Here is a 26,427-nt window from a genome sequence, read left to right on the forward strand (position 1 = left end):
TATAAATTAATTAATTCAAATGTTCAATAGTCAACTAAATTTAATAAATTAACGACTACACTTAAGATTAAGTTTAATAACATATTTAAATTTTATTAAATAAAAATTGAAAAAAAAGTAAAATAAATGTTAAATACCTTTATCTTTTAATAGTAATCGTATTAGATATTTTACATTTACCATATTTTGAAATAATTTTATATTTACCCACTTTTAATTTTTTAAGGGACAACATAACAATACCCTTTTTATTGGTTTTCACTTTGTATGTTTTTCCTTTAAATTTGATGGTGATTTTTTTATTTTTTAATGCCTTGCCATTCTTATTGACCAATTTAACTGAAAATTTAATTTTTTTAGCTTTTTTCGTAACTATGTTTTTAGTGATTAATGTTGGTTTGATTTTTAATTCATTGGAAACTTTATCACCATGATACTCGGCAGTTATTTTATAAGATCCTGCGTTCAGTTTTAAAGATTTGGAAACATATCCCCTTTTATCAGTTTTAAGATTGTATGTTATACCATTAACTTTAACTTTTACAATATGACCTGCTCCAACATATTTGCCTTTAGAATCCATAATGCGAAGCTTATAAGTAATAGTATTGCCATAGTAAACAGCATAATTTTTATTTCCAGTAATTGCAGGCATTACAGTAACATCTGCTGTGCTTTTAGATCCATAATAAGCATCATCCCCAGCATAAGACACGTGAACTCTATAATTTCCTCTTGAAATTGGAGGTAAACTAATTTGACCGGCAGAATTAGTAGTTAAAGGGTAAGTAGTACCAGCCACCATGACAATGACTTTTTTATTAGACATGACACTACCGTTTTGATCTTTTAATGTGGCTAAAATACCCCCCGGATAAACTTTTGAATTAATTGTAATGCTTGTTGAAATAAGCCTATATGCAGTTAAATTAGCATTAGCAGTAACTGTTTCAAAATAATCGGGATTTTTAATTTCTACAAGTATTTTAGGATTATCACTGTAAATTTGAGGAATTTCAGCAGTTAAAATAGCTTTACCGTTAACATCACTAACAACTTTTCCTAAATAACTATAAAACCCATCATCCACAACATTAAATTCAACTGTTATTCCGCTAACAGGATTTCCCAAAATATCTACAAGAGTTGCTACAAATATTGCATTTCTTGCAATAGCTCCGGTAACATTATCAACATGTACAGTTAAATCACCTTTTCTTATTTCTAAGGTTGATTCGAATTCAGTGTATTTATAATTTTCTTTAAATACGTTAGCATGAATCAAATATGTAGCCGGAGTATAATCGATGAAGGTATAATTAAGTGTTGCAGTGCCATTTTTGATTACAACTTGTTGAATTTCACCATTCATAGAACTAAATGTAACATTAGCTCCCTCTAAACCAACATCAGTAGTTGTAAATACAAATGTTCCCTTCTCCAAATATTTTATAACTATATCCGAGAGGGTTCCAGTTACTAAATACTTATAATTTTTATCAACAGTATTATTAACTGTAGTATTTACTGCATAATTTCCAATACCATTTTCACTGTCAAGATAATTAGAATAAATTACATTATCAATGGCAATATCATCAATAATAACTGCATAACCAAATTTGGAAGTGATATTATTTTCAGAAATATTATTATAAGATGAATTTAATTTAAGATAGACTCCTGCAGTTCCAGTCCCTGTTGGATCAAAGTTTATAAAATTGATTTCATCACCAGTTGCATTAACAAAAATAATATTTGAGGTTAATTTATTATTTTGTGCTTTAACAATTCTTGAACCATATGATTGTTTGGCGTTAATTTCAAAGGTATTATTATTAATTATGTTATAATTAGAAGAATAAACATCTATCCCATAAACCATTTGTGAATTTAATGTTAAAATGTTTTTTTTGATAGTGGATCCTTGAGACATTTCTAAATTAATACCATATATAACACAATCTGCTCGGGCATTTACAATATTGCCTATTATAGTAGTGTTTTTAGATTTATCACCAATTATTATTCCTTCAACACAATAAGTACCATTTAAACGAATATTGTTATTAATGAATTGGTTATTTGATGCATCTTGGCCAATTGGAGCCTCAGCTCCAGTTTGAGAACCTAAAACCCCAACACCATAAATGTAATTATCATATCCATAGATATAGATATTATTATTTGAAACAGTATTATTGTGGGTGTTGTAATATAAATCAATACCTACAAGTGAATTTGTAGAATTAGTTTTGTTATATGTTTGGTTTAATTTTGAAGTAACAGTTACATTATTTCCAGAAATGATATTATTTGATGAAAAAGCCGTTAAGATACCATAAGTCCTGTAAACTTCAGCTAAAACATAAGTTCCATTTAAAGTGTTTCCACTGGTGCAGACTTCATTACCAGAAGTACAAGAACTATTACCAGAACCTGGAATCTCACCACCAGAAGTGCAGGTTTCATTTCCGGAAGTACATACTCCCCCACCACTAATGTAGACTTCGGAAGTTCCATTGGTAAAGATAGTATTATTTATAAATCTACAATCTTCCGCAGTATAAGCAAGTAGAGTATAAGTTAAATAATTACCTGAAGATGAAAGTTTATTTCCAATTATATCAACATAAATAGATTCAATTACATAAATAGCATAAGCTGCATTTTTATCATAAACATCAATGCTACAGTTAGTGATTGTAGCACCAACGGCCCGGTAAACTAAAACTCCCCAACCATTTGAAACTTTATCGTTTCGGATAGTTAAATTTTCCATCCAAACACCATTCGAGTAAATTTTAAATTTGACATTGTGAAAAATTGGGTTTTTACCGGTTATTTTAACTGCGGAATTAATGAAAATAGTTTTATTTGAAAAAGTACCCTCAAAGTGTAAAGTATCCCCATCTTTAATAGTAGCAGACAAATAACCATTAGCACTAATGTATTCATCATAATTAGAATTATTAATTATATAGTGAGTCCCATTAAATTTGTATTGGGGTTTTGATGGATCATATGATCCTTCTGGTGTTGCAACAATACCTGTGCCTTTAGGACCGCTATTATCTTCAATCCTATAATATTCAGATGCATCTGCATCTCTTGCATCAATTGAATAAGTATTATTAGTTGAAACATAATTATTTATAATTGTAATATTTCCAGGCATTTTATGAACACTCATTTTTTGAATTAAAACACATACACCATAGTGACTATATATAGTATTATTATCTACTGTTAAATTAAAAGAATGAGTATTGAATAATACTCCTGCACCAGAAATAGTTGAAATGAAATTATCTTCAATGTTAATATAAGATCCGCAAGGATAAATACCAGTTCCTTGAAATATTACCTCCACGGTATTATTTTTAATAATAGAATAATCTAAAGCTGAAATACCTGAACCTGTTGGGATGATCTTTGCATTTTTAATTGTATTGTTAATAACAGTGGAATAAAGAGCAGCTACAATACCATATTCTCCCCCAATTTCAACTGAAGGATTATTGAAATCAGCCCCTGTGAGGTTAATAATTTTATTATTTATAATTATATTTCCAGTTCCTGAAGTTGAAATTCCCCTATATGCTCCAATAACCCTATTAGAGTTTATTGTATTATTAGAACCCATAATTTGAATACCGTAACTCCAAGAAGTAGGCAATACGTTGTATTTTATAGAATTATTATAAATTATATTAAAATTAGAATGACCTCCATTAAAATATCCTCCAGGATAACTAGATAGATAAATTCCATTTGCATCATCACAAATTATCTTATTATTTGCTATATAATTATAATGAGATCCACTTATGACCAGTGGAGGTGCAGACCTTGTTCCATGACCATAAGTAATTCCGAAGGTTGTTAATTTATTATCCGTAACATTATTATGATTTGCATTATTTCCAATACCAATAGCATAAGAAGACATACCATTATTTTTAATTGTACATCCACTTATAACACAATTACTTGCACCATTTAAAAACACACCACACTTGTAATCCTCAGAATTATTAATATTTAAATTAGAAATTGTACTTCCAGATGCTCCGTTATAGAACATGAAAATACAATTTTTAAGAACATTTGTGCTTGATCCTACAACATTTACTTGTTTTTTAAAGGAAAATGTCTTATTTGAAAAAACACCGTCAATATTGAGAGTATCACCTTCATTAACAGAAGTTGAAATTAATACCCCATTCTCAAAATAATTCTTATACGTAGTAGGAGTAACCGTGTGAGAATTTGAAGTTAAAACTTCTTCACTAACTACATCACTATTATCTGATGTAGACAATTCAATAGATTCATCACTACTTACAGTATCATTTAAATCATCGCTAGCACTAACAGCAGTGATAGATACCAATAATAGTAATAAAATCAATATCATATTAATTTTTTTAAACATATTCTGCCTCGCTACATTGAATTCAAGATTATTTTAAAAATAATCTAGCATATTATTATGTTTGGAAATAAAATATATTTAAAAATTTCTAAAATTTAAAAAAATAAAAAAAAGTTGATGATTAGTAATCATCATCTTCATCTTCATCATTTCTCCAATATCCAACTAAGAATATTGCAATTAAAATGATTACAGCAACAATGACAAATATTGGCATACTAGATTCAACTGCACTAGCTGATTTAGCTGCAGATTTTTCAGATACCTCATATGCATTAGCACCAGAGTCTCCAGAACTAGCATCAGAGGAGGAAGACTGTGAACTTTGAGATTCGGCAGTGGTTTTTGCATCACCAGATTGTGAAGCATCTATACCAAAAGCGGTCTTTCCACCATTCCTGTTACTTGATGCATCATCAGAAGTTTTGTTAACTAATTTTTTTGCATTAGAATCATCTTTACCAGTTTTACCATTATTTGAACCTTTATGATCTGAATTTGCACCATTGCTCTTTTCATCAACCATTTGATATAATGGATCAGTATTTGTTGCATGAGCCAATATTTCTGCAAATTTTTGTTTTTGAGCTGAAGTTAATGAACTTTGTTGAATAATCTTAGAATTAAATGCAAGGTTTTTACATGTGTGGTGACAACATGCTACACCATACTTGATTACTTGTCGCATATATTCATCAGCTAATTTTTGAACAGTGCTTTTGTCAGCAGCCCAAGTTCCTTGATTTGCAAGATAAACCATCCATGCAAGAGAAGTTTGATAACCTGCAGAAGTTGTTGCTCCATTAATACTTCCCTTCATACCTAACAAAGTGCCGGCTAATTGATTACCCAATTCTTTTTCAAGTTTACCATTGCTTATTGTTAAACCTCCAAACATATTCTGGATTCTTGATGCATAAGAGTTCATTCCAGTACCCCCACCATTAATAAGAGGGGCGTAATATTTAGGGTTTAAAAGCATTGATCGAATTTCGAACTCAACTTCATCTTCATAGGTTCTTGCAACATACTTATTTTTATTTCTTATATCGACAAATGCAGTATCCGGTCTTGACTGACCTGATTGTAGTCTCAATATAGTAGCTGCATTGTATAATCCTCCAAACCAATCATAGTAATCATCTGAATCTAATAATCTCCAAGTACTGTCAAAATTCTGTGTAATTAACTCAGTCTTATTAAGCAAATAAATGAAGTTTGCTTTTTGATTGGTAATTACAATATTACCCTTTTCATCAAGAGTCCATGAATAAGAAACTCTTGAAAGATAAACATCCATTGCAAATTGATTAAGAGTACTTTTATTCCAGTCAGCAGTGTTTGGAATAAGAGTAGACATACCAGTTCCTTCCAATACATTACCCGGAAGACCAAATAATCTATCAAGTGAAGGATTTTCTGCATAGTGTTTTTTAACAAAATTGTTTGCTTCGTTTTCACCTTCTGCAAAAGCAGCGAGTTTTACCGCTTGTAACATCCATGAAAGCCAATCTTTATTGCTTGTAACTATACTTGCAAATACGTCAATTCTAGGTCTGTTTACAACTGTCCCATTAGATAATTTAACAGTAAGTGAACTTAACGGAAGTTTTTCAACACCTGTAACTTTACCATTACTTTCCCATACTGGTTTACAACCAAGGAAATATAAGAATTCCGCAATTCCAATACCTTCTGTTCTTGAAATTTCTGTACCCCATAAGATTAATGAAGTTAATTCCGGCCAGCGGCCATGTTTTTCATAGTATTGGGAAAGTAACAAATCAACGATTTTGACAGCTGATTGATATGCTGACTCTGAAGGCATTCTTGTTGGATCAGATGCATATCCATCATGACCTGTTGGAATTGAATCACCATAAGATGGGTCTGCAAATAACCCTGATGAAACATATCCTCCTCGAAGAGCGGTTAAAATAGCGTTCCATTCATTGTTGTTTTGGATTTTAATAATAACTTGCTCAGCATATAATGTTGAGTTGTATAATGCAGAATTTTTTACAATATTATATTTAACAGTTAAATCCTCAATTGAAGAACCGTTAACTAAATCGGTTATGAAATTTCTCAAGAATTGTTTTATCACATTAGCTTGAACTAAATAATTTAAACTACCTGAAATGTCCTCATTGAAATTCAATCCTTTAAATTCAGGATATAGGAATTCCATGATTTGATTATAAATCTTAGTTTGAGAAGTTGTAATTGTAATAACCTCTTCAATGAGTTCATTGCCGGTTAATATTTTACCTAAAGAATGTAAACCGTAAGTGATGAAATCATCTTCCATATCTTCAAGATATAAATGCAAATCATCCATCCATTTTTGGAATGTTTCATTAGACTCTATAAATTTTCTAAAACCTAGAGAAGGAGCCAGTTTAATGATTTTTTGTTTATACTCTTCTGCATTAGAACTTACATTAAGATTTACTTGATCTTTATAGTATGTAATATAATTATTTAATACTGTATAATTGCCATATAAACCTGATGAAACCATAGCAGGAGTCATGTGAGTAATCAACAATGCTGCAATCCTATCACGTGCAACCATAGCTTCTCCAGGGTTAGATACAATATAAGGATACAATGTAGGGTTTAAAGTTAACTCAAAAGTCCAATCCCCTGCAACAGCACCTAAATTAGTACCCGGCAACCATTCCAGAGTTCCATGAGTCCCCATATTGACAATTGCATTTACTTTAGCTATCTTATCTAACCATTTATAGAAAGATACATAGTATTGTGTTGGTGGCAAAGTTAAATCATGGTAATTCTCTATTGTTTTCAATTCTTCCCAGCCTCTACTTGGTTGGAATGTGATAAATACCTTACCGAACCATATTCCTGGAACAACCATATATTGTTCATTAGCACCATTATAAACCATTGACGGACCTAAACCTGAACCCCAGTAGTCTGTCATGTTTTTAATTAAGTTAGTTGGAATATCTTTAATCAAATTACGGAAAACTTTTGTTGAAATTAACTGATTATGTTCAACTAGTGACCCATAATTGTTTTCAACATAATCTTTAAGAAGACCGTATGCCCATGAACCTTTATTACCCATTGAAAAGATAATTTCTTCAAGTTGACTGGCATTTAGTTTTTTCCTAATGTCCCCTCCAGTATCATAGCCTGCCTCATATAATTTGACAATTAAATCATATGTGGACTGAGTTACATTCAAGTAGGATGCACCAATTTCTGCTTTACCAGGAGGATAATTATACAATACAATAGCTATAGTTTTATCAGAGTTATTTAAATCTTTTAAATCCGCCCAACCACAGCTTAATTTTACCATTTTATCTACACCGGATTGAATAACATGAGTTTTTCCGGCGCCATCTACATATGATAAGATTACAGGACCAAAAACCCCTTCAAAACTTGGATAGGTAACGGCATAAGTCCATTCAACTTGAGGACCCAATTCAGAGTTATAACTGTATTCAGATATTTCATTAACACCTTTTAAAACTGATAAATCGATTTCGGATAAATCTGATTCCGCTGAACCATTTGCATAACTTAAAGACCAACTATATAATGAAGTTACTGATGAGATGCCAATTTTAGAACACTTTACAATTCTATTTAGAATTGAAGAAGCAGAAGGATTTGTACTTGTTTTAAATAAATTAAAAGCAGGCCTACCGCTTTCCTGATAACCTCTAATTAGAGCATCAACAACATCTCCACCACAATAGTAAGTGACAATAGCTATAAATTTTTGATTATAAGATATATTATTCTTAAAATCTTTTTCGAATTTACTGAATAACTCTTTTGGATCCAAAGTAGTTTCAACCCAGTTTTCATAGTTTTCTTTCATCCAATTCAAACTACCATCTGAAGTTTTAGTATAACCAGGATTTGTTGTAATCCACTTATTAATTAAGCTTGGTTCCGGTACAAGTGTATACCTTCCTAAATCAGGATGATAAAAACCGCATTCCGGACTCATTAAAGGAAGTCCATTATCATTTAAAGTAGGATTAGAATATTTTGATGGTTCGATTAAATGACGAACATACTTGAAATAATTATCCATATTACTTATTAAAACTTCAGAATCCTTTATATCCTCTGATTGGAAATATGACCCAATATATGTATTTTCAATAGTATCATAAGTATTATTAGATTCACTTGCTCCAATTATATGCAAACCAGTTGCATTTAGGATTTCTTGTGAATAAACACCAAATGTATAAGCAACCCTATAATTTTTATTCGCAGGAGAATTAGCTAATAACTGTTTAAGATAGGATGCTGTAAATTTATTATATGCGGAATTTTCAGCAAACATATCAATATGAATATAATTAGCATATCCAGCTAACCATGCCCTTGATTCATCAAAATTAGTAGTACTAATATATGCAATACGCCTGGACATATTCATCAACAGGTCCACTTTCTCATTATGAGAGGAATAATCTACCAATAACAATATGTCGGGAACAAACATTACATCATCCATATCAAGAGTTCCACTATACTTAGTAAAATCAACATTAAATATCTTAAAAGATTTATAAGTTGAATAAGAAAATTCTAAATTATACTTTAATGAACCTAATCCAGTAAATGATACAATACCATCTTTATTTGTAGTTTTAGTAGAAATCAAGTTATTTGAAGAATCAAATAATTTAACCGTTGCTCCACCTAACTTAATACCATCCTCCGTCCATGTTTTGCCAGTTTCATTATAAGAATCATAAACGTGAACATTAATTGTATTACTTGCCCCCAATATTTCCGCACCTGATTGAGAAGCCTGGACATCGCCAACATTCGAATACAATGTTGTTTCTTCTAACTCACATGGAGTACTCACCACATCAGATATTGTTTCATTATCTCCTGCAAAAACACTGCCTACAGAAAATACAAGCAATATTGAAATAATTAATGCGAATAACAATCTATTATCTATAATCGTTTTCACCCCCTTTATGCCCAATTAGAAACATAGCAAAAAAAATTTACTATAATCTTAAGTTTAATTTGAAAATATATAAAACTAACTAAAATCAAAACAATATATGGAAAAATAAAACGAATTGTACACAAATAAGATACATTTAAATATTACATTGACCTAATAAGAAACACTAACATTATATGAGGTGACATTAATGCGCAAAATAATGATTTTACTAGCTATAATCATTGTTGGAATGCTCATTCCAGCAGGATTTTCAACAAGCGATACGCAAGCAGTAATAACCTATGGGGAAACAACCCACCACAATGCCGGCTATAAAAATATTGTTGATACTTTCTTTGTAAAACAGTCCGGTGTGGATTTACACGGTGTTGATTCCAAAATAATCACTGCAAATAATGTAAATAAGATTTCACGTGACATTACAGGTAAAACTTATTCATCTAACCAAATATATTCTTCAGCACTGGTGGATTTAAACGAAAATGATGATTTAGAAGTTAGTGTAGACAAATCAAAAATTACTACAATAACAGGCAATATGTATCTTTCTGCACTTAAATCAGCAGGAATTAGAGCAGGACACGTATATGTAACCAGTCCAGTAACTGCAACTGGAGAATCTGCTCTTGCAGGAATTATGAATTCCTATGAAGCGGCAACTGATACTAAAATTCCTGACAATATAAAAGAAGCAGCCAATAATGAGATTTATACCCAGGCAGAAATCGTTGAAAACTCGGATGTTAATGCTGATGAGTTATCCAAATTGGTTGATGATGTAAAAGAAGAAGTGGTGGAAAACAATATTACCGACCACCAAACTATTGTAAACATTATCAATAATTACACTGTTATAAACAACATCAACATTACAAACAGTGATATTGAAAACCTTGCAGAAAGTATTGAACAAATACAAAACGTTCAAGGGGATGTAAACACCTATCAAACTGAAGTATCAAATGTCTTAAACAACACTACTGATAGTACAGCAGGCGGATTATTTGGATTATTCAATTAATCCGAATCTCTTTTTAATTTTTCTATTTCTCCAAGATTCAAGATAATGAAATTTTTATATTTTGGATTGGCCAATATCTTATATTGCTTTTTCCCAGATTTAGCATATGCTTCATTCATTAAATCTTGTAGGACATCAACATCAGAAGTTAATATAAGATCTAATTTTATCATTTCTTCATCACTTAATGACTCTAAAAATGATCGGATAGTTGATTTAAATTTTAATACAATGTTTGAATTTTTACGTGCCATCATTTCCAATACAAATGAAGGTGCAATTGTGAATAAATGTCCGTATTCTTTTATATCTTCATATGAAAGTTCCTCAGCCATAATATCGCCATTACTTATAATATATTTCTAACATTATTAAATTTTATGAGTATGTAAGATTTTATAGGACTCCTACATGATTATTTTTAAAGTTGAAATTACATTTCAGTGAAAATTCATTTAATTTAAAAAATATTGGTTTAAATAGTAAATTACTTAAACACGCCAGATTATTTATCAATATAAGGATGCTGCTTTCTTTTAGCAATACAAACAACATCTATCGAAGCAATATCTCATATTCACATATTTCTAAAACCGAGTATAATTTTTTATAGCATTTGAAGATAAACCTCTTAGTTTAACTAACTTTCTTAACCGAACATCATCTTTTGAAAATTTGGTTTTAGTCGTCATGATTAATAATATGCAAATTACCACCATTTGGTAACCCACATAATTACATGGCATGTTAAGAATAAGCTACATAAAATTATGTGGGTTACTAACTAAAAATAGAGCAAAACTACAACGAATTTCAACAAAAAACATACTCATATAAATCTATTTGTTTCTTTTAAAAATTCTTCAGCTTCAACTATTCTTTTTTTAGCTAACTTTTGACCAATATCATCAATAGCATCATAATCAGCATTTTCCCTATCTGATTGGGCATTAGCCAGATATTTGTAAACATTATACTTAAAATCATCTTCTTTAACATATTTTAAACTAAATAATTGAATTAAACCCTGATGAGATTTTGGAATTTTACAATTCTTTTTAAGTAACAATGCCTTAGCACATAAAAACATACAGTAATAAGATAATGAAACAGAATCAGCATAACCTTCAATTTCAAATAAAGCTTTGCTATGTTTTAATTTAGTTTCAGCTTTAGTAATAAACGCAATAATTTCTTCATCCAATTACAACACCTTCTCTTAAAACATTAGTTAAAAATGAATAAGATTTAGTTTTATTAAAGTGTTCTTCGCTCATTACATGAGCTGAAATAAGTTCTCCTTTATCATACATAATCCATGCAACAGCATCTGCTATTTTATCATCAATCTCCATATGATGATTGGATATGATTAAAATATCTATATCTGACTCCTCAGTATCATCACCACGAGCAACAGAACCAAACAACATAATTGATTTAACATAATCTGATTTGATAGTATTTGCAAATTCTTTAGCTATTTCAATTCTATCATTCATAATAATCACCTAAGATAAGTAATATAATATTTAATATCAAACTTCCCCATAATAAATATTTGCAAAATAATGATATTATCTACAATTATTACAACTACCACAAGATAATTAATACAAACATGAATAATTTTATCAATACTCATCACTACTTCTTAAACCAGTTGTCACGAAAAAGGAAATGATATCTTTATCCCTAATACTTTTACAAAATGACATTGCCATCTACTTCTCTCTATGAAATTATATATTCATCACGAATTCTATCTCTTTGAATAACAATATCAATAGGTTTTGGTTTTTCTATATCATACTCTCCCAATAAAGCTCTAAAAGTATCCAATTTAAGTTTTAATGTAGTGTTGGATAAATTTTTACTTTCTAAATAATCATGGTATTTGAATTGATATTCAGTAACAGACCTATCTTCTAGCTCCAATATTTTATATTACCCAGTTTCCTTACTAAAAATGGTTTCTGTTCCCTTTTACCAATACGAACAATATCAGATGGATTTACTTCAAATAAATTAAATATTTCATTAAAAACAGTGTCATAATTCTTTATAGCATTTTTAGTTAAACCTCTTCGTTTAACCATCCTATTTAATCTAATATCTTCTTCAGAAAATTTGGTTTTGGTTGTCATTTAATAATATGCAGATTACCATCATAAATGTTTGGTAACCCACATAATTACATGGCATGTTAATAGTAACCCACATTCTGTTTTTACAGCATTCATCTTAGCGAACTACCTTGCCTACACAAACGATTATCGGCAACTTTGTTCTTGCATCCTATGGAATGGCCGTTTCACCGCTTCTTTTAATGTCCTCAAGCAATATCATAGTCAACCATTAAAAGTCGTGTCGTTTCTGCTCCAGAGTCATACTTCTCAGTATACGTTTTTCAACGCCATAGATTTTGTTTGATGTGCGGAGTTTCCTTAGTTTACGAAAAACCAGTAGCTGTCTTTAACTTGCCAGAAAAAATTTTGATTAAAAAGTAGCAGGGCCTAGATTTGAACTAGGGATCTCGGGGTTATGAGCCCCGCGGGTTCACCAGACTACCCCACCCTGCTATATACAGAAATAGTCTAATAACTATAATTAATTATGTAATAGGTATTATATAAAGCTTTCGTAAAAATGGAAAAAATCAAAGAAAATATATTAATTATTTTCTAATGATTCAATTCTTTTATCTAAATCATCCAACTTTTCTTCAGTGATTTTTTTGAATTCCTCAGATGATTTTTTAAATTCCTTATAATCCTTATCCAAATCATCTACACTATCAGCAGTTTCATTGAATTTCTTCTCCAAATCCACTAAATCATCAGTAGTTGCTAAAGACCAATCTTTAATTAATTCATCACTTTTAGCATCAAGAAATGCATCAAGTTTATTAGAAAATCCATCAGTGTTTAATCCGGACATGTCAATGTCACTTAATTTGACTTTGATTCTTTTAGTCATGGATTCTTCTTTATCTGGAGAAACTGCATTTTCAGATAAATCAGCAGGATTGCCTCCTAAAACTTCCTCCATATGTGCATCTGCACTTGATGGCACATAATCCCTCAATTTATTCAAGGCAGAAGGATTATTTAATAAATAATAGTAAACTAAAATTGCAATAGCAAGTATTAAAATTATAACCGCAATCGCTTCAGTAACATCCATATTTACACCTATTTATTCATTTTTTTAAGTTTAGCTTCTTTTTGCTCGATTTCTTTAAGCATTTTTTCCAATTTTCTTTGTTCAGTTTCAGCTTCGAGTCTAGCTAATCTTTCATTAATTTCAGAATGAAGATAACCAACACGACTTCTAGCTTCAGTGGTTGATTGTCTAATAGCTGAAAGACTGTCCTGTTGCTCTTGCGGTAATGGAATAGGATTATCCATTAATCTTTTAGATTCAATATCTTTTTCCACCATGGACATTTTTTTAAGTTCAATTTCTTTTTCAAGCATTAAAATTGAATTTTTAGATTGTGAAATACTTTTCCATTGGAAAACGATGATAATTAATACAATAGCAACAATAACCAAAATTATTAATAAAAAAATTTGGTCTGGAATTGTAGGAATATCCATTTTTTAAACCTCCAATTTATATATAAATTGTAATACAAAATATTATATAAACTTTATCAATTAAATATTTAATTGATTAAACAGAAGGTAAAAATTTATGATAGAATCCTATATTGAATCTGGAAAACTAGCTTCTAAAATTCGTGGCGAAGCCTCTAAAATGATTAAAGATGGCACTCTAGTTATTGATTTGGTTGAATATGTAGAAAGTGAAATTTTAAAAGCAGGTGCGAAAATTGCTTTTCCATGTAATGTATCTCTAAATGAAGTTGCTGCACATTATACATCTCCTGCAGGAGATAAAACTGTAATTCATGCTGGAGATATGGTGAAATTAGATTTGGGTGCTATGATTGATGGGTATATTGCTGATACTGCAATTACTATAATCGCAGATGGAAATATTGATGAAAACTACACTCAAGATGAAATAAACCTGCATGAAGAAATAGTAGAAGCATCAGCAGCAGGCCTTGAAGCTGCAATATCGACTGTAAGAGCAGGTGTTGAAGTGTCCAAAATAGGACAAGCGGTTCATGAAGCAATATCAGAATATAAACTAAATCCAATTTTCAACCTAACCGGACATAGCTTAGAACAAAATAATTTACATGCAGGAATCTCAATACCGAATTATGACAACCACGACAAATATGTTTTAGAAGAAGGTCAGGCAATAGCTATTGAACCGTTTGCAACAAATGGAGAAGGAATTGTCAATGATGCTCCGGGACATTATATTTACTCATATATGTCAAATAAGCCATTTAGAATGAAAAGCACACAAAGAATTTTGAAATACATTCAGCATAAACACAGATTTGTTCCATTTTCAGGCAGATGGATAACAACTGAATTTGGTGAGAGAAAAGGAGCAATAGCACTAAAACAGTTATCTGAAGCTATGGCAATTTATCCTTATGCACCATTACGTGAAAAGCAAGATTGTTTTGTAAGCCAAAAAGAACATACAATAATTGTTGAAAAAGAAGGTTGTACTGTAACAACCATTTAATTTGGATTTACCCGCAATATCTTAATTTTAAAAAAATAAAAAGAAAAGAAGTAGAATTAGTATTCTACCGGAAGAGGTAAACCTAATTTAGCTCTTCTTTCAATTTCTTTTCCGTTTTTCTCTTTTTTTTCAGCAGCTAATTTTTCAAGTAAACCAAGACCAGGTTTTACTTCGTCCATTGGTTTTGTTTCGATTAAACCAGCATCAACAGCTGCTTTAAAGATGGATTCACCATCATCTGTTCTGGTTAAAACAGTAGACCATCCGTTAGGAGATCCTACTGAACCTGTAGATACATCAGCCCATTCAGCAACATAATCCCTACAAATGTTACATCCAGCTTGTTCATATCCGTGTGTTTCTTTAATAGCTAAACCTGAGTCTTCACCATCTTTAGTTAACCAGAATTTTCCCTTACCAATGTCCATTTTAGTAGCATCAGTTAATTTGTCAAATCCCAATTTTGCAGTTGCAAAAGTATCAAGAGAAGCCATAGGGAAGTTTTCCATACAGTAAATACCAATGATCAATTTAATTTTATCAGCGACAAATCTAGTAAATGGATACGCTTGTGCTTTTCTTAAACCTTGGGTTTGGCATGGAGTTGTAACAATACCTACTTTTTCTAAACCGTATTGGCGAGTAGCATCTTTTAAAGCTGACAACATTGGAGATATTGAGTATTTAGTACCTGCATTTGCGATAACTTCCTCAGAAGAAGTTGCTACAATAGGACTAGGTCTCCAATCATCATCAGGAGTTCCAGCTACAACTGCACCTTCAATGATTCCCTCATCAAGCGCATAACAAAGTAATGCTGAAACAATTCCTCCATCTTGTGATACATCTAAAATTTTACTATTAGTTGATCTAGCAGATAATGCTTCTTTATAAGTACCTAATGGCATGTCAAATCCTCCTATAATCCTGTTTCCTCTTTAATTCTATTTATAGGTAACCATGCTCTCGGACACATTGTATAACAAGATCCGCATTTAATACATCTGTCCCTATCACAGCTAGGTCTTCCTTCAGAAAATCCCATAGCTCTTGTAGGGCATGCAAGAGCACAAGTTCCGCATCCAGTACATAATCCGTTAACTATTATATTAGTCAATACATCACAGCCGCATCCGGCGTTACAAGCAGCTTTATCGATTGCAGGTTGCAAGTATTCCATGTCACCATTGCATAATGCCACAACAACTTTTGCAATCATTTCAGGAGCTACAGGACATCCCGGAAGTGCGCAGTCAACATTAACTAAAGAACTGATTGGTGCAAAAGATTCGTGTTTAGGTTGTGCTTGTTGACCTCCACGTGCAAATGTTGTAAAGCAACCAGTCATAGCACAAGAACCGAATGCGCAAATTAAACCGGATTTTTCTCTTGCCATTAACAGTTCCTGAACACTGTGTTCATCTTGTAAACAGACAGACCCTTCTATTAAACATGAGTCCATTTCAGGCATTTCTTCAGCATAAGTACCATGAACCCATTTATCGACTAAAGTTTGCCCATATACAATGTCAACCATATCAGTTAAGACTGTAGATAAAATGTCATAATTTTCAGTTAAAGACATTGCATCACCAGTACATCCACTTAAGTGTATGTAACCAATACGCGGTTTTGATGAAGCAGCTTCAACTTCTTCTACAGGAGCAGCTTCAACCCTCTCTTCTACATCAGATGTGATTTCTTCTTGAGAACCACCAAAAACTTTTTTTAACTTTTCGAACATTTTTTAACCCCGATTTCATTGAAAATAAGATCAATAGTTTTAGGAATTGCCTTAACTACAGGTTCTGTTAAACCCATATCAACGTCCGGAGTTGGAATTTCAGCTGGTTTGCAACCAACAACAACAACCTCACATTTTTCTGAAATTTTTTGAAGAGGTTCTTCAACAGTCATTCCGTGAGGATTATCGTATTTTCCTACTTTCATTATATTAGGATCAAATACTTGCACATAACCAGGCTCTGCATCAAATTCGACTACATCAACAACAATTAGTTTTTTCCAATCATATTCTTCATAAAGTGGGAAGAAGTTGGTTGGGGCTGCAGTTCCACCATCAATGAATTGAATACCATCAGGCAATTCAATACCTTCAAATTTCTCTTTGATTTGATTTAGAACATCTTTATCAAATTCATTTTCCACATATGCAGTTATGGCAGGGTCATAATAATCATTTTTATCATTAGAGTATTTTTGTAGAATGTTTATAAGTATTGGACCATATCCGTCATCTTTAAATAAAACATTTCCGCATCCTATTACAATAATTTCCGAATCGTAAGGCATTTATTTTCCTCCAAATTAAATTTTCACCATTTCATTTTTGATTATAGATTTATCTTCATCATCAACTACCATCACGTGAGTAGCGCAAGATAAACATGGATCGTATGCCCTAATTACATGTGGACCTAATTCATGATGGAAACCTTCTATAGCCGGACCCATTGTTGGAATATTCCATGTAGTAGGTACAATTGCAGAATAGAATTGAGTTTTACCATCTTTAACTTGTGCCATGTGTGCATTGGTTCCTCTAGGACCTTCAATAATACCGAAACCTAATTCCCCAGTGCCTCTTTTATCATAGCTTACATTAGCTGGAGCAGAAGTGTCAATTGCATCTAATGCATCCATACAGGATTGATAGTTTTTCATCATTTCATCAGCACGAGCTACGTGTTGAGCTATAACTCCTTTTCCTTTAAATCCTTCGAATTTTTCCATTCTTGCTCTAGGACCTGTTTCCACATTGGTGCCGTTGATTAATGGAATTACTGAACATGCTTTTTTACCAATTTCAGGGTCATCATACCATGCTTCAGGCAATACTTCTGAAAATGCATCCATATCAAACTCGTTTACACCATAAGTCGGGTGCACTGCGAGTAACGGTTGGTTTACTACACCTAAATCTTCAGGAATACCTATTTTCTCTGCACTTTCAGAAACACATGTTTTAATAAATTCAATATGTTCTTCGAGTTTAGGTTTAAGTGCAGTCATTCTTTCTATTAATCTTTCTTTTGCAAATGGAGTAAGGTTTCTTGCCATTCCACCTACTCTCACATCAGATGGATGGATACCTTCACCAGCAACCATGTCAACAACATATTGAACATTTTTTCTTACTTCACTCACACTATCAACTGCAGCGGCAAATTTATCAGCCGGGACAAAATCTGTTGCAATTAAAAAATGATGAATGGCGGCACTGTTAATATTGTGTGCTGCTAAGGTAGCTTCTCTTAACAATCGAGCTGCTTTAGGAATTTCAATACCTAATGCCTGATCTATAGCTTCAGCAGATGCTAAAGTATGAGGAATTGGACAAACCCCACAAATCCTTTGGCATAAAACTGGAGCTGTTTCTGGTGCTTTGTTAAGAACCATCTTCTCCAAACCCCTTACTGGAGTTATACTTAAATACATACCTTTTGTAACAATCCCTTCATCGTCCACTTCCATGACTAGCTCGGCATGGCCCTCCTGACGAGTTGTAGGGGATATAACTACTCTATCTTTCAAATATGTCACCTCAATTATATTAGAAACTAACAATATTATTATATATTCCTTATTATTAATAAGTGACTTCAAATGAGATTAATCGAAATATATATAATAGATAAAGAACTAAGATTATTTATTATAAAAATTAATAATACTTGACAGGAGGGAAATAAATTGGATAAAGCAAATATAATTATTTCAGTAATTATTGTGTTATGTATTGCAGCGGCTGTTGCAGCATATGGAATAACCAATAGTGGGAACCCAATATTCTCTGATTTATCCAGTATGAGTGCAAAAGATGATAATGCTGGACATGGTGTTGGAAATAATTCCAACATTGGAAATAATTCAGGTTCATCTGTAGCAACTACAACAGGAAGTTCAAGTTCAACTGGATCAAGTGGATCTGGTAGTTCATCAGGAAGTTCAAGTTCCGGAGGATCATCCTCTGGAGGAAGTTCAAACTCCAGAGGCAGTGGCAGCGGTAGTAATGGAGGTGGCAGTTCAAACACCCATTTATCTTACTCATCAGCAAAAGCAATTGCAAATGATGCAATTTTAGAAGAAGGTTGCTATGCTGGAAGCGGTTACTATTCTGGAGGATACTGGTACTTTAATGTATATGATGCAAAGGGCAATGTAGTTGACACAATTGCAGTAAATGATAAAACTGGATTTACTGAAAGAGCCTAAGGATTAAATTTAATCCTTTCTTTTATTTTTTTGGCACTTTCAAAAACTTGTGTGATAACTAATTTTTTCGATTAATCTATTCATTTAAATTTTTCAAAATAACGGATTAATTAGCTTTAAATTATAAAAATAACTCCAAATATTAAGAAAAAGTTTTTAATAAAAAACTTGAAGATATTTAAATCACACAAGTTTTTGAAAGAGCCGAATGATTTATAACCATTCCTAGAAACTTAAGATTTTTCATGTGAAATTTTTTATTAATTCTGTTTATTTGATAACGTTGTTATATTATTTTGGGATTAGGATTTGATTTTCGTAAGTTTTTTATATGATTTGTGAACAGAACTATTAAACAAGATGTGAAAACTCACTAATTTTTGGTGAAATTATTTGATTAGTGTGTTTTTTTCTTGTTTCCTGGATGTTTATTATAAACATCCGGGGTTTTTCGTTCTTTATTATTGTATTGATTTTCTTTATATTGTATTAGTTCTTTAGATGCTTCTTTTACTATAAAATCGATTATTTGCTCTCTTTTCGTTTGCGTTTCAAATATTAGGTCAAATAAGAATAAATAGATGTTTCCCGTTATTTTTGCGAAATTCGACTGATAAATTATTTTTTCATCTTTATTTCTGGGTATTCTTGTTATATTGTTTTCTGCATGATTTTTAATTGTCATTGCTAGGTTATAAACGAATATGTGGGCGTGAAAATCTTGTTCGATTATTGTTCTTCGAATTCCGCTGAAATCTTCGATTTCGATTAAATTTTTTAATCTGTCAAATCCAGTTTCAACTGACCATCTTTTACCATATAATTCTTTTAAATCTTCTGTTGAGAATTCTTCAGATGTTAAATTTGTTGCAAGTATTTCAGGTTCGTTCTTACCAATATCTACTAATGCTATGCGAATTTCTAATCGCCCCATCTTTCTTGCTTTTTCTTTTAAATTTTCATCATCAAAATGACTTAATCTATTATTTGTTAAATTTATTTTTATAATTTCATCATTAGTCTTCATTTGTTTGATTAAATGTCTAAATACATTTTTTGGTAGTCTTATTAAAAATTTAGAGTTTAAATCAATGGTTTTTGCCATGAGTTCGATTGATGGATATCCTCGATCGTAAATGGTAATTAATTTTGTAATGTTTAATCTTTGTTTTAAGTTCTCTAAATGTTCAATTGCTAAATCTACTTCATTTATTGTTGTTTCAACAATTTTTGCTGTTAAAATATGTTTAGAATGAACGTCTAAAAGACATGAAACTCTTGCACGAATTCTTTTTTCTTTTAACAGGTTTTCATCACCAACAGGGAATTCTTCACGTGTTAAAGTAACATTGGGAAGATCAATAATACTTCCATCACAAGCACTAACAATATATCCTTTAAATTTTGAAAATCCAGAATATTTGCCATATAATTGGTCAATAAAAGATTCATTCATATCAATAAAAACTTTTGGGTCAATGAACATTCTTTGTTTTCCAATTCCTTGGCTAGAAATTGTTTTAAACTTCTTATTCAATCCTATTGTGAAAAATCTAATCGTTTCAATATAAGATGTACAGCTTCTTTGAGAAAGAATAAATGTTGTATACTCTTTTTGAGTCATTTTTCTATCTCTAATAAACTTATTATCTTCAGTTACATATTTTTCAGATATAAAAACATCAAATAAACTGAAAAAATCTTTGACAAATCTATCATAAGAATACATCAATCCAACCCCCAATCAAATAAATTCATGATTAAAAAACTTTAATTACTTATATAAATATATATAATTAATAATATTTAAAATAAACTATTAATAATTATTAAAATTAGATATAAATAAATTAAAATTAATTAATAAAGTATTAAAATAAATAATAACGGATTAAAGCAAAATAAATCAAAATTAGCAATTTCAATGAATAAACAATGATAAAAAAAATAAAAAATCTTAAGTTTCTAGGAATGTTTAAAAATAGATAAATATATATAATAAAAATTACAAAATTATTATTGCTGTTAGTGAGGGCCCGTAGCCTAGCTGGATAGGGCGTCGGACTTCTAATCCGAAGGTCCCGGGTTCAAATCCCGGCGGGTCCGCTCTTACTAAAATCTTTTTTTAAAATATTTTTTATAATTAATTTAATTTTGGGCTTGTAGCCTAGTCTGGAAGGGCGTAAGACTCCTAATCTTAAGATCGAGGGTTCAAATCCCTCCAAGTCCGTTTTTTAAAAATTATCTAAAGTAATCATTTTAGGTTTTTTAACTTCTTTTTTAAAACAGATTTTACCGTATTGGCCTCCACCTCCAGGCATAATGTCAATTGTGTTATTTCTGAAAGATTCAATAGCTAAAGAAACATCTGCATCTATTTTTTTAATATCATTAACATCCTCATTTATTAAAACATCGATTTCAGTTTTAAAATTATCAATTAATTTCCGCCATATCCCCTGGACAGTTTTTGTAGTAACTCCTTTATTGTAAACTGATGAGATTATTTCGGCTAATGGCATTAAATGAACATATTTTGGCCTAAAAGAAGGATGGTGAGGTTTGTTAAAATCGGCAATTTCAGATATTCTATAGTCCACTCCTTTTTTAATTGTACCTCCGCAGCTGCATTTCATTTTATTCTCACGAGCAGTTGCAGGATCAATTAATCTGTAGCATTTTGTACATGCAGTCATGTGATATTTCCCCAAATTTGGCACCAAACCATAATTTGCTTTAATATCCTTGTGTTTAATGGCTTTTTTTATTGAAGAAAATGAAATATCCTCAAGCTCCATCTGATTAAATTCACGACCTAACCTATGTGGCCAAGGGGAATGTGCATCTGAATTTGTTAAAAATGGAAAGTCCTTAAGTTCAGATATCGTATCTGCCATATCTGTATCTGCTGAAAGACCTAATTCAACAAAATCCGGCTTTTTTTCATAACAATCATAAATGCTGTCATAAGATTTATACATTCCAGTCCAGGGAGTAAATGCATGTGCCGGACCAATCAAACAACCATAATCATGAGCCAATTCCAATAGCTCCGCACCTCCAAGATGTGTTTTGGGCCTTCCATCAGTAGCTTTGTTTTTCGAAGGCAACTTATTAGATAATTCACGGGCAATATCCAAATCAGGGATGATTATTACATGATGAATTCTATGTTTTGCTTCAACTTCTGTTGTTAAAACAAAATCCATAGAATTGGCAGTATAAATTCCATCACCTGAATAAGTAGTGCTTTCTTGAACAATATCTAGCCACTTTGGATGAAATGCATCCCCAGTTCCTAATAATTGCAGACCTTTTAATTTGGATTTAGGAGCCATATTATTAATTAGCATATCCTTAGACGATGCCATTGAAAAACAACTGTGAATGTGAAAATCAGCATTTACTAACATGATTAAATGTTAGAACGTATTATTATTTAATATTTTTTTAACTTCATGAAGTGAGCATTTCTGGTTATTATCTGTTAAATCAGTGTTAATTTCACTATTTGATTTGAAATCTTTTAAAAAAGCGTTTGTTTTATGCATTAACTCAATGATTTCTTTTTGAGTAGTGGGATATTGAAGTTTTAATGTTGGAATGTCTAAATCATTAACAATTTTAACCAGCAAACTATGAGCGTTATTACATGAATTGCCTCCGAACAATATTAACTCATTTAAAGAATCGTACATTCTTTTATAGTTTTTCGGACGCTTTCCAATAATTATGGCTGCATCAGCATCATCAATAATTTTAGAAAATAAAAACAGTCTTGATTTTACACCAGATGGAAGTTCACTAGACGAATATTTGGTAATTAAGCTATTAAAGGTTAAATTTCCATCACAAATATCCATGTTATCATATTTGGAAAAATTAGATGGAGATAAATAAGTGTGTCCATTTTTTTCGATTAATGGAATGACAATCATTGAAGCATCAGGTATGACAATAACATTCATAAAAAAAGTAAATGAATATTGGATTGAACTATCCAATATATCTTAAATCATCAGCATTTCCAGCATTGGCTTTGTTGATCAAATCCTGTTCCATTTGCTGAGCCTTAGCAATCATTTCTCTGGTTTTTTCAGCTCTTTCTTCTAATTTATTAGTATTGATTTCAAAATTGAGCAATAATGATAATTTATTCAATAAAGCTTCAGCAGCTTCAGCATCAATAAAGTAACCTGGAGTTTCCCCCATGAGACAGCATCCTTCGATTCCTTTACGAGTTCCCAAACCTAAGAATAATCCGGAAGCCCCAACAATGCCACCGTCATTAGATCTTACTTCAATCTCAGCTTCTTTTAATAATTCAACATTAGCTTCACAAGTAGCCGCTCCAAAGACTTTGGGATTTTCAATAGGTTGTGGGGAAGTAACCATGCCGCCTAAAGTGAAAATTCCATTAATATTGTAATTTGAAACAAATTCTAAGACTTCTTTACATACCAAATATTGTCCTTCAGGAGATAAAGCCTGAGTGTTGCCTACAAGAATAATTAAATCTAAGTTATCTTCACCAACATCTTTTAAGTAATACAACTCATTTAACATGTTCTCGATTATGCCCTCTTCTTTTACAAAAACTTGCGGAGGAAATGATGGAGAATAAATTTCAGCAAATTTAGTAGCTCCCAATTCATCAATAATATAATCTGCAGCTAATTTGCCAACATGTCCAAGACCAGGCAACGCTTCTATAAAAATAGGATTATCCAATTCGATTTCTTCTAAAACACTTATTTCAGTAGTATTCATACAATAACTACTCCTTATTCATTGCTTCTTTTTTTAAAATACGGCGGTATTTACCATATTTATCCTCAACTGAAAATTTAGGAGGATAAATTACTTTAAGTTGCCCGCCACATTTTGGGCAAGCATCTTTCAAAGTATAAATTCCACATTCAGGACATTTATTCATTTTCATATTCATAAGAATCTAATTATTATCTAACTCTCTTAAAAATGAACCGTTGCCTCCAGATCCTTCAACAACTGCAATACATCTTTCAGCAGCTGTTTTAAGAGTTTTTTCCGCCAATATATAATCAGTAGATTTTACGGTAATCCTATATCTTGGAGCACCAACACATTGGACTTTAATCTCTTCTTCCTCATTGTCATGTTCTTCAGCAGCCCTTAGTGCAGCAATGATAACATCAACACCATCAGGTACAAAAGTTTCAATATCTACATAACCACTAATGTGAACTTCAGGAGGAGTAATGTTTTTTACAGCTACTTCAGCAATAGCATCAGCCCAATCCTGAGGGATTCCTTCTTCAGTTAAAGATTCTGCTCCTTCATCAGCAGCAGTTTCAAAAGCGCCATAAACATCCCCAAAGATGTCCATGAGCTCATAACCTACTTCATCATAAGCTTCATTTAAAGTCTTATCTAAAGATTTAGCAGATAATTCTAAGAATTTTTCAGCTTTTTGTTCAATTTTCCAATGTTGGATTTTTTTAGTTCTTTGGTCTTCACGGATTCTTTTTAAAGAAGCATCAACATGCCCCTTTTTAGGGTTTACTCTTAAAACACGACAGACAATCTTTTGATTTTCTCTTACATGATCTCTAATATTTTTAACCCATCCAGAAGATACCTCAGAAATGTGAATGAAAGCTTCTTTGCCCTGATATTCTTCTAATTTAGCAAAAGCCCCATAATTAAGAACTTTATATACTGTACCGACAATAAGTTCCCCTTCATCAGGCCATTCTTGATTTTTTCTTACCATACTCTCACCAACATTTAATAGAAATTATAAAAAATAGTAAAAAATAAGTTTAAAACTAAAATTTAGTTTAAAACTTTTTCAATGTGTGCAGTGATTTTAGCTTTAGCACCGCGAGATTTGACAAGGGTTTTGCCACAAATAATACATTTTACATCAGATGCTGCACGATCAAAGATTACTTGTTCATTGTCACAATCCAAACATTTAACTTTTAAAAAGTTTCCTCTACCTTTACTAACCATGTTAACCACCTTATTTAGCTACGAATTCAGGTTTACCTGTTCTGAAAGATTGTTTAATGTGAGATTTTCCACATTCCTTACATTTAAGTCTTAAATCTAATTTTTTAACTGGTTTGTTTCCAGCAGGTAAAGGCCTTGGGTAACCTCTGTAACCAGCAGTTACACGTCTGAATTGTCTTTGTCCCCAGGTTAATTCACTAGCTTTTCTTTTCTTTGCAGTGTGAACTTCATGTACTGTGTGTCTTTTACAATGAGGACAATATGTTCTTTTTTCCTTTGGTATTTTCATTTTTTCACCGTTAATTAATAAGTTATGATAAATCTAGTTGTGAATTTATCTAAATTCAATTTCTATCAAAAAAGTAGAGATAAAAACTGCATTGTAACGCATCAAGTCTACATACAGCAGAAATCCAAATTATATAAAATACAATTTTTTATTATCACAAATAGATACAATTAATATGTCTATAAATTAAGTTATTTAAAGGTAATGGAAAACTTGCACTTTCAAACTTTAGTGATAGATTATTTTTTTAATTATAAAGATGCCTCCAAATATCAGAAAACAGTTTTTAGGAGGTTTGTCATTAAATCCATAATTTCTTAATTTTTCTTAGTTTTCTAATTTTTATAGTCTTGAAAGGTGATTATGGCATTTTGAAATTAATCGGAACTACAAAAAATGCAGTTGACAACGAAAATCAACTAATAAATACCATTTACAACCTTACAGGACAAGTTAATCTAATTGATACAACATATTTAACATTAAACACTACTAAAAATGTTAACTGTTTATCATTAAGATAGACAGTACGCCGTATCTGAAACAAGCAATTTTAATTAAAGTTTATGAATTTTAAGAAATTGCTGTTCAAACCTATTGAAATTTAAATTTAATAAAAATTTGCATTTTCTCAGATTGAAAAAACGTAAAAATTCATAACTCAAAAAATTGATGAAAGCATTTAAATTTAAAAACAAATGAAAATTAATAGTGAAAATGACAAAAATGGGGAAAAATATTAAAAAACAAAATTAATGACAATCCCCTTAGTGAAAAATTTGTTTAAAATGAAACACACAAGTTTTTGAAATATCCAGAAAACTAAGTGAGTGTCAAAA

25 protein-coding genes, 3 tRNA genes and 1 other RNA gene are annotated in these 26,427 nt (G+C 31.2%); 6 read left to right on the forward strand and 23 right to left on the reverse strand.

Features of this window, described 5'->3' with window-relative positions; all coding sequences use genetic code 11:
- Positions 1-139 precede the first annotated feature (139 nt).
- Both Q9969_RS06750 and Q9969_RS06755 read right to left on the reverse strand, forming a co-directional pair.
- Positions 140-4,438, reverse strand: a complete 4,299-nt coding sequence (locus tag Q9969_RS06750) for a right-handed parallel beta-helix repeat-containing protein (protein ID WP_305555660.1) — start codon at positions 4,436-4,438, stop codon at positions 140-142.
- A gap of 121 nt (positions 4,439-4,559) precedes the next feature.
- Positions 4,560-9,425, reverse strand: a complete 4,866-nt coding sequence (locus Q9969_RS06755) for a cobaltochelatase subunit CobN (protein WP_305514647.1) — start codon at positions 9,423-9,425, stop codon at positions 4,560-4,562.
- Positions 9,426-9,615: 190 nt separating this feature from the next.
- Here Q9969_RS06755 and Q9969_RS06760 point away from each other — a divergent pair, with 190 nt between their 5' ends.
- Positions 9,616-10,449 carry a DUF1002 domain-containing protein gene (locus Q9969_RS06760; protein WP_305514645.1) on the forward strand — a complete coding sequence of 278 codons (834 nt, stop codon included), beginning with the start codon at positions 9,616-9,618 and terminating at the stop codon, positions 10,447-10,449.
- On the opposite strand, the gene Q9969_RS06765 is transcribed toward Q9969_RS06760, so the two are convergent.
- The 9 genes from Q9969_RS06765 to Q9969_RS06805 all read right to left on the reverse strand — a co-directional run bounded on the left by Q9969_RS06765 (position 10,446) and on the right by Q9969_RS06805 (position 14,051).
- On the reverse strand, positions 10,446-10,784 hold the full coding sequence (locus tag Q9969_RS06765) for a hypothetical protein (protein ID WP_305514642.1): 339 nt from the start codon (positions 10,782-10,784) through the stop codon (positions 10,446-10,448). The genes Q9969_RS06760 and Q9969_RS06765 overlap by 4 nt on opposite strands.
- A 494-nt stretch (positions 10,785-11,278) precedes the next feature.
- Positions 11,279-11,653, reverse strand: a complete 375-nt coding sequence (locus Q9969_RS06770) for a HEPN domain-containing protein (protein ID WP_305514640.1) — start codon at positions 11,651-11,653, stop codon at positions 11,279-11,281.
- A complete protein-coding gene (locus Q9969_RS06775; RefSeq protein WP_305514638.1) occupies positions 11,646-11,951 on the reverse strand; it encodes a nucleotidyltransferase domain-containing protein in 306 nt (101 codons plus the stop codon). The genes Q9969_RS06770 and Q9969_RS06775 overlap by 8 nt, the downstream gene beginning before the upstream one ends.
- Before the next feature lie 232 nt (positions 11,952-12,183).
- Complete coding sequence (locus tag Q9969_RS06780; RefSeq protein ID WP_305514636.1) at positions 12,184-12,387, reverse strand: hypothetical protein; 204 nt, start codon at positions 12,385-12,387, stop codon at positions 12,184-12,186.
- On the reverse strand, positions 12,378-12,596 hold the full coding sequence (locus tag Q9969_RS06785; RefSeq protein WP_305514630.1) for a hypothetical protein: 219 nt from the start codon (positions 12,594-12,596) through the stop codon (positions 12,378-12,380). Before Q9969_RS06785 ends, Q9969_RS06780 begins: the two co-directional genes overlap by 10 nt.
- A gap of 54 nt (positions 12,597-12,650) precedes the next feature.
- An RNA gene (rnpB, locus tag Q9969_RS06790) (RNase P RNA component) lies at positions 12,651-12,933 on the reverse strand.
- A gap of 23 nt (positions 12,934-12,956) precedes the next feature.
- Positions 12,957-13,031 (reverse strand) — tRNA-Met (locus Q9969_RS06795).
- 91 nt (positions 13,032-13,122) lie between these two features.
- On the reverse strand, positions 13,123-13,635 hold the full coding sequence (locus Q9969_RS06800) for a hypothetical protein (RefSeq protein WP_305555664.1): 513 nt from the start codon (positions 13,633-13,635) through the stop codon (positions 13,123-13,125).
- Between the two features lie 8 nt (positions 13,636-13,643).
- Complete coding sequence (locus Q9969_RS06805) at positions 13,644-14,051, reverse strand: hypothetical protein (protein ID WP_305514627.1); 408 nt, start codon at positions 14,049-14,051, stop codon at positions 13,644-13,646.
- A gap of 97 nt (positions 14,052-14,148) precedes the next feature.
- Here Q9969_RS06805 and map point away from each other — a divergent pair, with 97 nt between their 5' ends.
- On the forward strand, positions 14,149-15,066 hold the full coding sequence (gene map / locus Q9969_RS06810; protein WP_305514625.1) for a type II methionyl aminopeptidase: 918 nt from the start codon (positions 14,149-14,151) through the stop codon (positions 15,064-15,066).
- A 56-nt stretch (positions 15,067-15,122) separates the two neighbouring features.
- Here the strand turns inward: map and frhB are convergent, their stop codons facing one another.
- Genes frhB through frhA form a run of 4 tightly spaced genes read right to left on the reverse strand, consistent with a single transcriptional unit; the run spans position 15,123 to position 18,621 of the window.
- Positions 15,123-15,974 (reverse strand): coenzyme F420 hydrogenase subunit beta, encoded by an 852-nt coding sequence (frhB, locus tag Q9969_RS06815; RefSeq protein ID WP_305514623.1) that lies wholly within the window; start codon positions 15,972-15,974, stop codon positions 15,123-15,125.
- A gap of 11 nt (positions 15,975-15,985) precedes the next feature.
- Positions 15,986-16,810, reverse strand: coding sequence for a coenzyme F420 hydrogenase subunit gamma (gene frhG / locus Q9969_RS06820; RefSeq protein WP_305555667.1), 825 nt, complete (start codon positions 16,808-16,810; stop codon positions 15,986-15,988).
- On the reverse strand, positions 16,795-17,379 hold the full coding sequence (frhD, locus tag Q9969_RS06825; RefSeq protein ID WP_305514619.1) for a coenzyme F420-reducing hydrogenase, FrhD protein: 585 nt from the start codon (positions 17,377-17,379) through the stop codon (positions 16,795-16,797). The genes frhG and frhD overlap by 16 nt, the downstream gene beginning before the upstream one ends.
- A 15-nt stretch (positions 17,380-17,394) precedes the next feature.
- On the reverse strand, positions 17,395-18,621 hold the full coding sequence (gene frhA, locus Q9969_RS06830; protein WP_305514617.1) for a coenzyme F420 hydrogenase subunit alpha: 1,227 nt from the start codon (positions 18,619-18,621) through the stop codon (positions 17,395-17,397).
- A 159-nt stretch (positions 18,622-18,780) separates the two neighbouring features.
- On the opposite strand from frhA, the gene Q9969_RS06835 reads away from it, so the two are divergent.
- The gene (locus Q9969_RS06835; protein ID WP_305514615.1) at positions 18,781-19,302 is read left to right on the forward strand and encodes an endoglucanase; all 522 of its coding nucleotides are present in this window, start codon (positions 18,781-18,783) and stop codon (positions 19,300-19,302) included.
- A 397-nt stretch (positions 19,303-19,699) separates the two neighbouring features.
- On the opposite strand, the gene Q9969_RS06840 is transcribed toward Q9969_RS06835, so the two are convergent.
- Complete coding sequence (locus Q9969_RS06840; RefSeq protein ID WP_305555670.1) at positions 19,700-21,031, reverse strand: IS4 family transposase; 1,332 nt, start codon at positions 21,029-21,031, stop codon at positions 19,700-19,702.
- A gap of 303 nt (positions 21,032-21,334) precedes the next feature.
- Here Q9969_RS06840 and Q9969_RS06845 point away from each other — a divergent pair.
- A tRNA-Arg gene (locus Q9969_RS06845) sits at positions 21,335-21,408 on the forward strand.
- A gap of 50 nt (positions 21,409-21,458) precedes the next feature.
- Positions 21,459-21,532: transfer RNA gene (locus Q9969_RS06850), tRNA-Arg, on the forward strand.
- Positions 21,533-21,536: 4 nt separating this feature from the next.
- On the opposite strand, the gene Q9969_RS06855 is transcribed toward Q9969_RS06850, so the two are convergent.
- The 7 genes from Q9969_RS06855 to Q9969_RS06885 form a co-directional block, all read right to left on the reverse strand.
- On the reverse strand, positions 21,537-22,715 hold the full coding sequence (locus tag Q9969_RS06855; RefSeq protein WP_305555673.1) for a TIGR00375 family protein: 1,179 nt from the start codon (positions 22,713-22,715) through the stop codon (positions 21,537-21,539).
- 9 nt (positions 22,716-22,724) lie between these two features.
- Complete coding sequence (locus Q9969_RS06860) at positions 22,725-23,270, reverse strand: DUF2112 family protein (protein ID WP_305555676.1); 546 nt, start codon at positions 23,268-23,270, stop codon at positions 22,725-22,727.
- A 28-nt stretch (positions 23,271-23,298) separates the two neighbouring features.
- Positions 23,299-24,072 (reverse strand): proteasome assembly chaperone family protein, encoded by a 774-nt coding sequence (locus Q9969_RS06865; protein ID WP_305514609.1) that lies wholly within the window; start codon positions 24,070-24,072, stop codon positions 23,299-23,301.
- Positions 24,073-24,079: 7 nt separating this feature from the next.
- Positions 24,080-24,250 carry an RNA-protein complex protein Nop10 gene (locus Q9969_RS06870; protein ID WP_305514607.1) on the reverse strand — a complete coding sequence of 57 codons (171 nt, stop codon included), beginning with the start codon at positions 24,248-24,250 and terminating at the stop codon, positions 24,080-24,082.
- A gap of 6 nt (positions 24,251-24,256) precedes the next feature.
- Positions 24,257-25,057 carry a translation initiation factor IF-2 subunit alpha gene (locus tag Q9969_RS06875; protein WP_305555679.1) on the reverse strand — a complete coding sequence of 267 codons (801 nt, stop codon included), beginning with the start codon at positions 25,055-25,057 and terminating at the stop codon, positions 24,257-24,259.
- 62 nt (positions 25,058-25,119) lie between these two features.
- Complete coding sequence (locus tag Q9969_RS06880) at positions 25,120-25,299, reverse strand: 30S ribosomal protein S27e (RefSeq protein WP_067044971.1); 180 nt, start codon at positions 25,297-25,299, stop codon at positions 25,120-25,122.
- A 10-nt stretch (positions 25,300-25,309) separates the two neighbouring features.
- Complete coding sequence (locus Q9969_RS06885) at positions 25,310-25,588, reverse strand: 50S ribosomal protein L44e (protein WP_292739056.1); 279 nt, start codon at positions 25,586-25,588, stop codon at positions 25,310-25,312.
- A gap of 371 nt (positions 25,589-25,959) precedes the next feature.
- On the opposite strand from Q9969_RS06885, the gene Q9969_RS06890 reads away from it, so the two are divergent.
- Positions 25,960-26,112, forward strand: a complete 153-nt coding sequence (locus Q9969_RS06890; protein WP_305555682.1) for a hypothetical protein — start codon at positions 25,960-25,962, stop codon at positions 26,110-26,112.
- The last annotated feature ends 315 nt before the right edge of the window (positions 26,113-26,427 follow it).

The organism is Methanobrevibacter sp. V74, assembly GCF_963082495.1.
In the GTDB taxonomy this organism is placed as follows: Archaea; Methanobacteriota; Methanobacteria; order Methanobacteriales; family Methanobacteriaceae; genus Methanocatella.

Coding starts and splice junctions, on each gene's coding strand:
- frhG (WP_305555667.1), bottom strand. CDS start 16,810: ATGTTCGAAAAGTTAAAAAAAGTTTTTGGTGGTTCTCAAGAAGAAATC.
- Q9969_RS06860 (WP_305555676.1), bottom strand. CDS start 23,270: ATGAATGTTATTGTCATACCTGATGCTTCAATGATTGTCATTCCATTA.
- Q9969_RS06805 (WP_305514627.1), bottom strand. CDS start 14,051: ATGGATATTCCTACAATTCCAGACCAAATTTTTTTATTAATAATTTTG.
- Q9969_RS06785 (WP_305514630.1), bottom strand. CDS start 12,596: ATGACAACCAAAACCAAATTTTCTGAAGAAGATATTAGATTAAATAGG.
- Q9969_RS06855 (WP_305555673.1), bottom strand. CDS start 22,715: ATGTTAGTAAATGCTGATTTTCACATTCACAGTTGTTTTTCAATGGCA.
- Q9969_RS06750 (WP_305555660.1), bottom strand. CDS start 4,438: ATGTTTAAAAAAATTAATATGATATTGATTTTATTACTATTATTGGTA.
- Q9969_RS06800 (WP_305555664.1), bottom strand. CDS start 13,635: ATGGATGTTACTGAAGCGATTGCGGTTATAATTTTAATACTTGCTATT.
- Q9969_RS06775 (WP_305514638.1), bottom strand. CDS start 11,951: ATGAATGATAGAATTGAAATAGCTAAAGAATTTGCAAATACTATCAAA.
- Q9969_RS06765 (WP_305514642.1), bottom strand. CDS start 10,784: ATGGCTGAGGAACTTTCATATGAAGATATAAAAGAATACGGACATTTA.
- Q9969_RS06885 (WP_292739056.1), bottom strand. CDS start 25,588: ATGAAAATACCAAAGGAAAAAAGAACATATTGTCCTCATTGTAAAAGA.
- frhB (WP_305514623.1), bottom strand. CDS start 15,974: ATGCCATTAGGTACTTATAAAGAAGCATTATCTGCTAGATCAACTAAT.
- Q9969_RS06880 (WP_067044971.1), bottom strand. CDS start 25,299: ATGGTTAGTAAAGGTAGAGGAAACTTTTTAAAAGTTAAATGTTTGGAT.
- Q9969_RS06760 (WP_305514645.1), top strand. CDS start 9,616: ATGCGCAAAATAATGATTTTACTAGCTATAATCATTGTTGGAATGCTC.
- frhD (WP_305514619.1), bottom strand. CDS start 17,379: ATGCCTTACGATTCGGAAATTATTGTAATAGGATGCGGAAATGTTTTA.
- Q9969_RS06875 (WP_305555679.1), bottom strand. CDS start 25,057: ATGGTAAGAAAAAATCAAGAATGGCCTGATGAAGGGGAACTTATTGTC.
- Q9969_RS06840 (WP_305555670.1), bottom strand. CDS start 21,031: ATGTATTCTTATGATAGATTTGTCAAAGATTTTTTCAGTTTATTTGAT.
- Q9969_RS06865 (WP_305514609.1), bottom strand. CDS start 24,072: ATGAATACTACTGAAATAAGTGTTTTAGAAGAAATCGAATTGGATAAT.
- map (WP_305514625.1), top strand. CDS start 14,149: ATGATAGAATCCTATATTGAATCTGGAAAACTAGCTTCTAAAATTCGT.
- Q9969_RS06870 (WP_305514607.1), bottom strand. CDS start 24,250: ATGAATATGAAAATGAATAAATGTCCTGAATGTGGAATTTATACTTTG.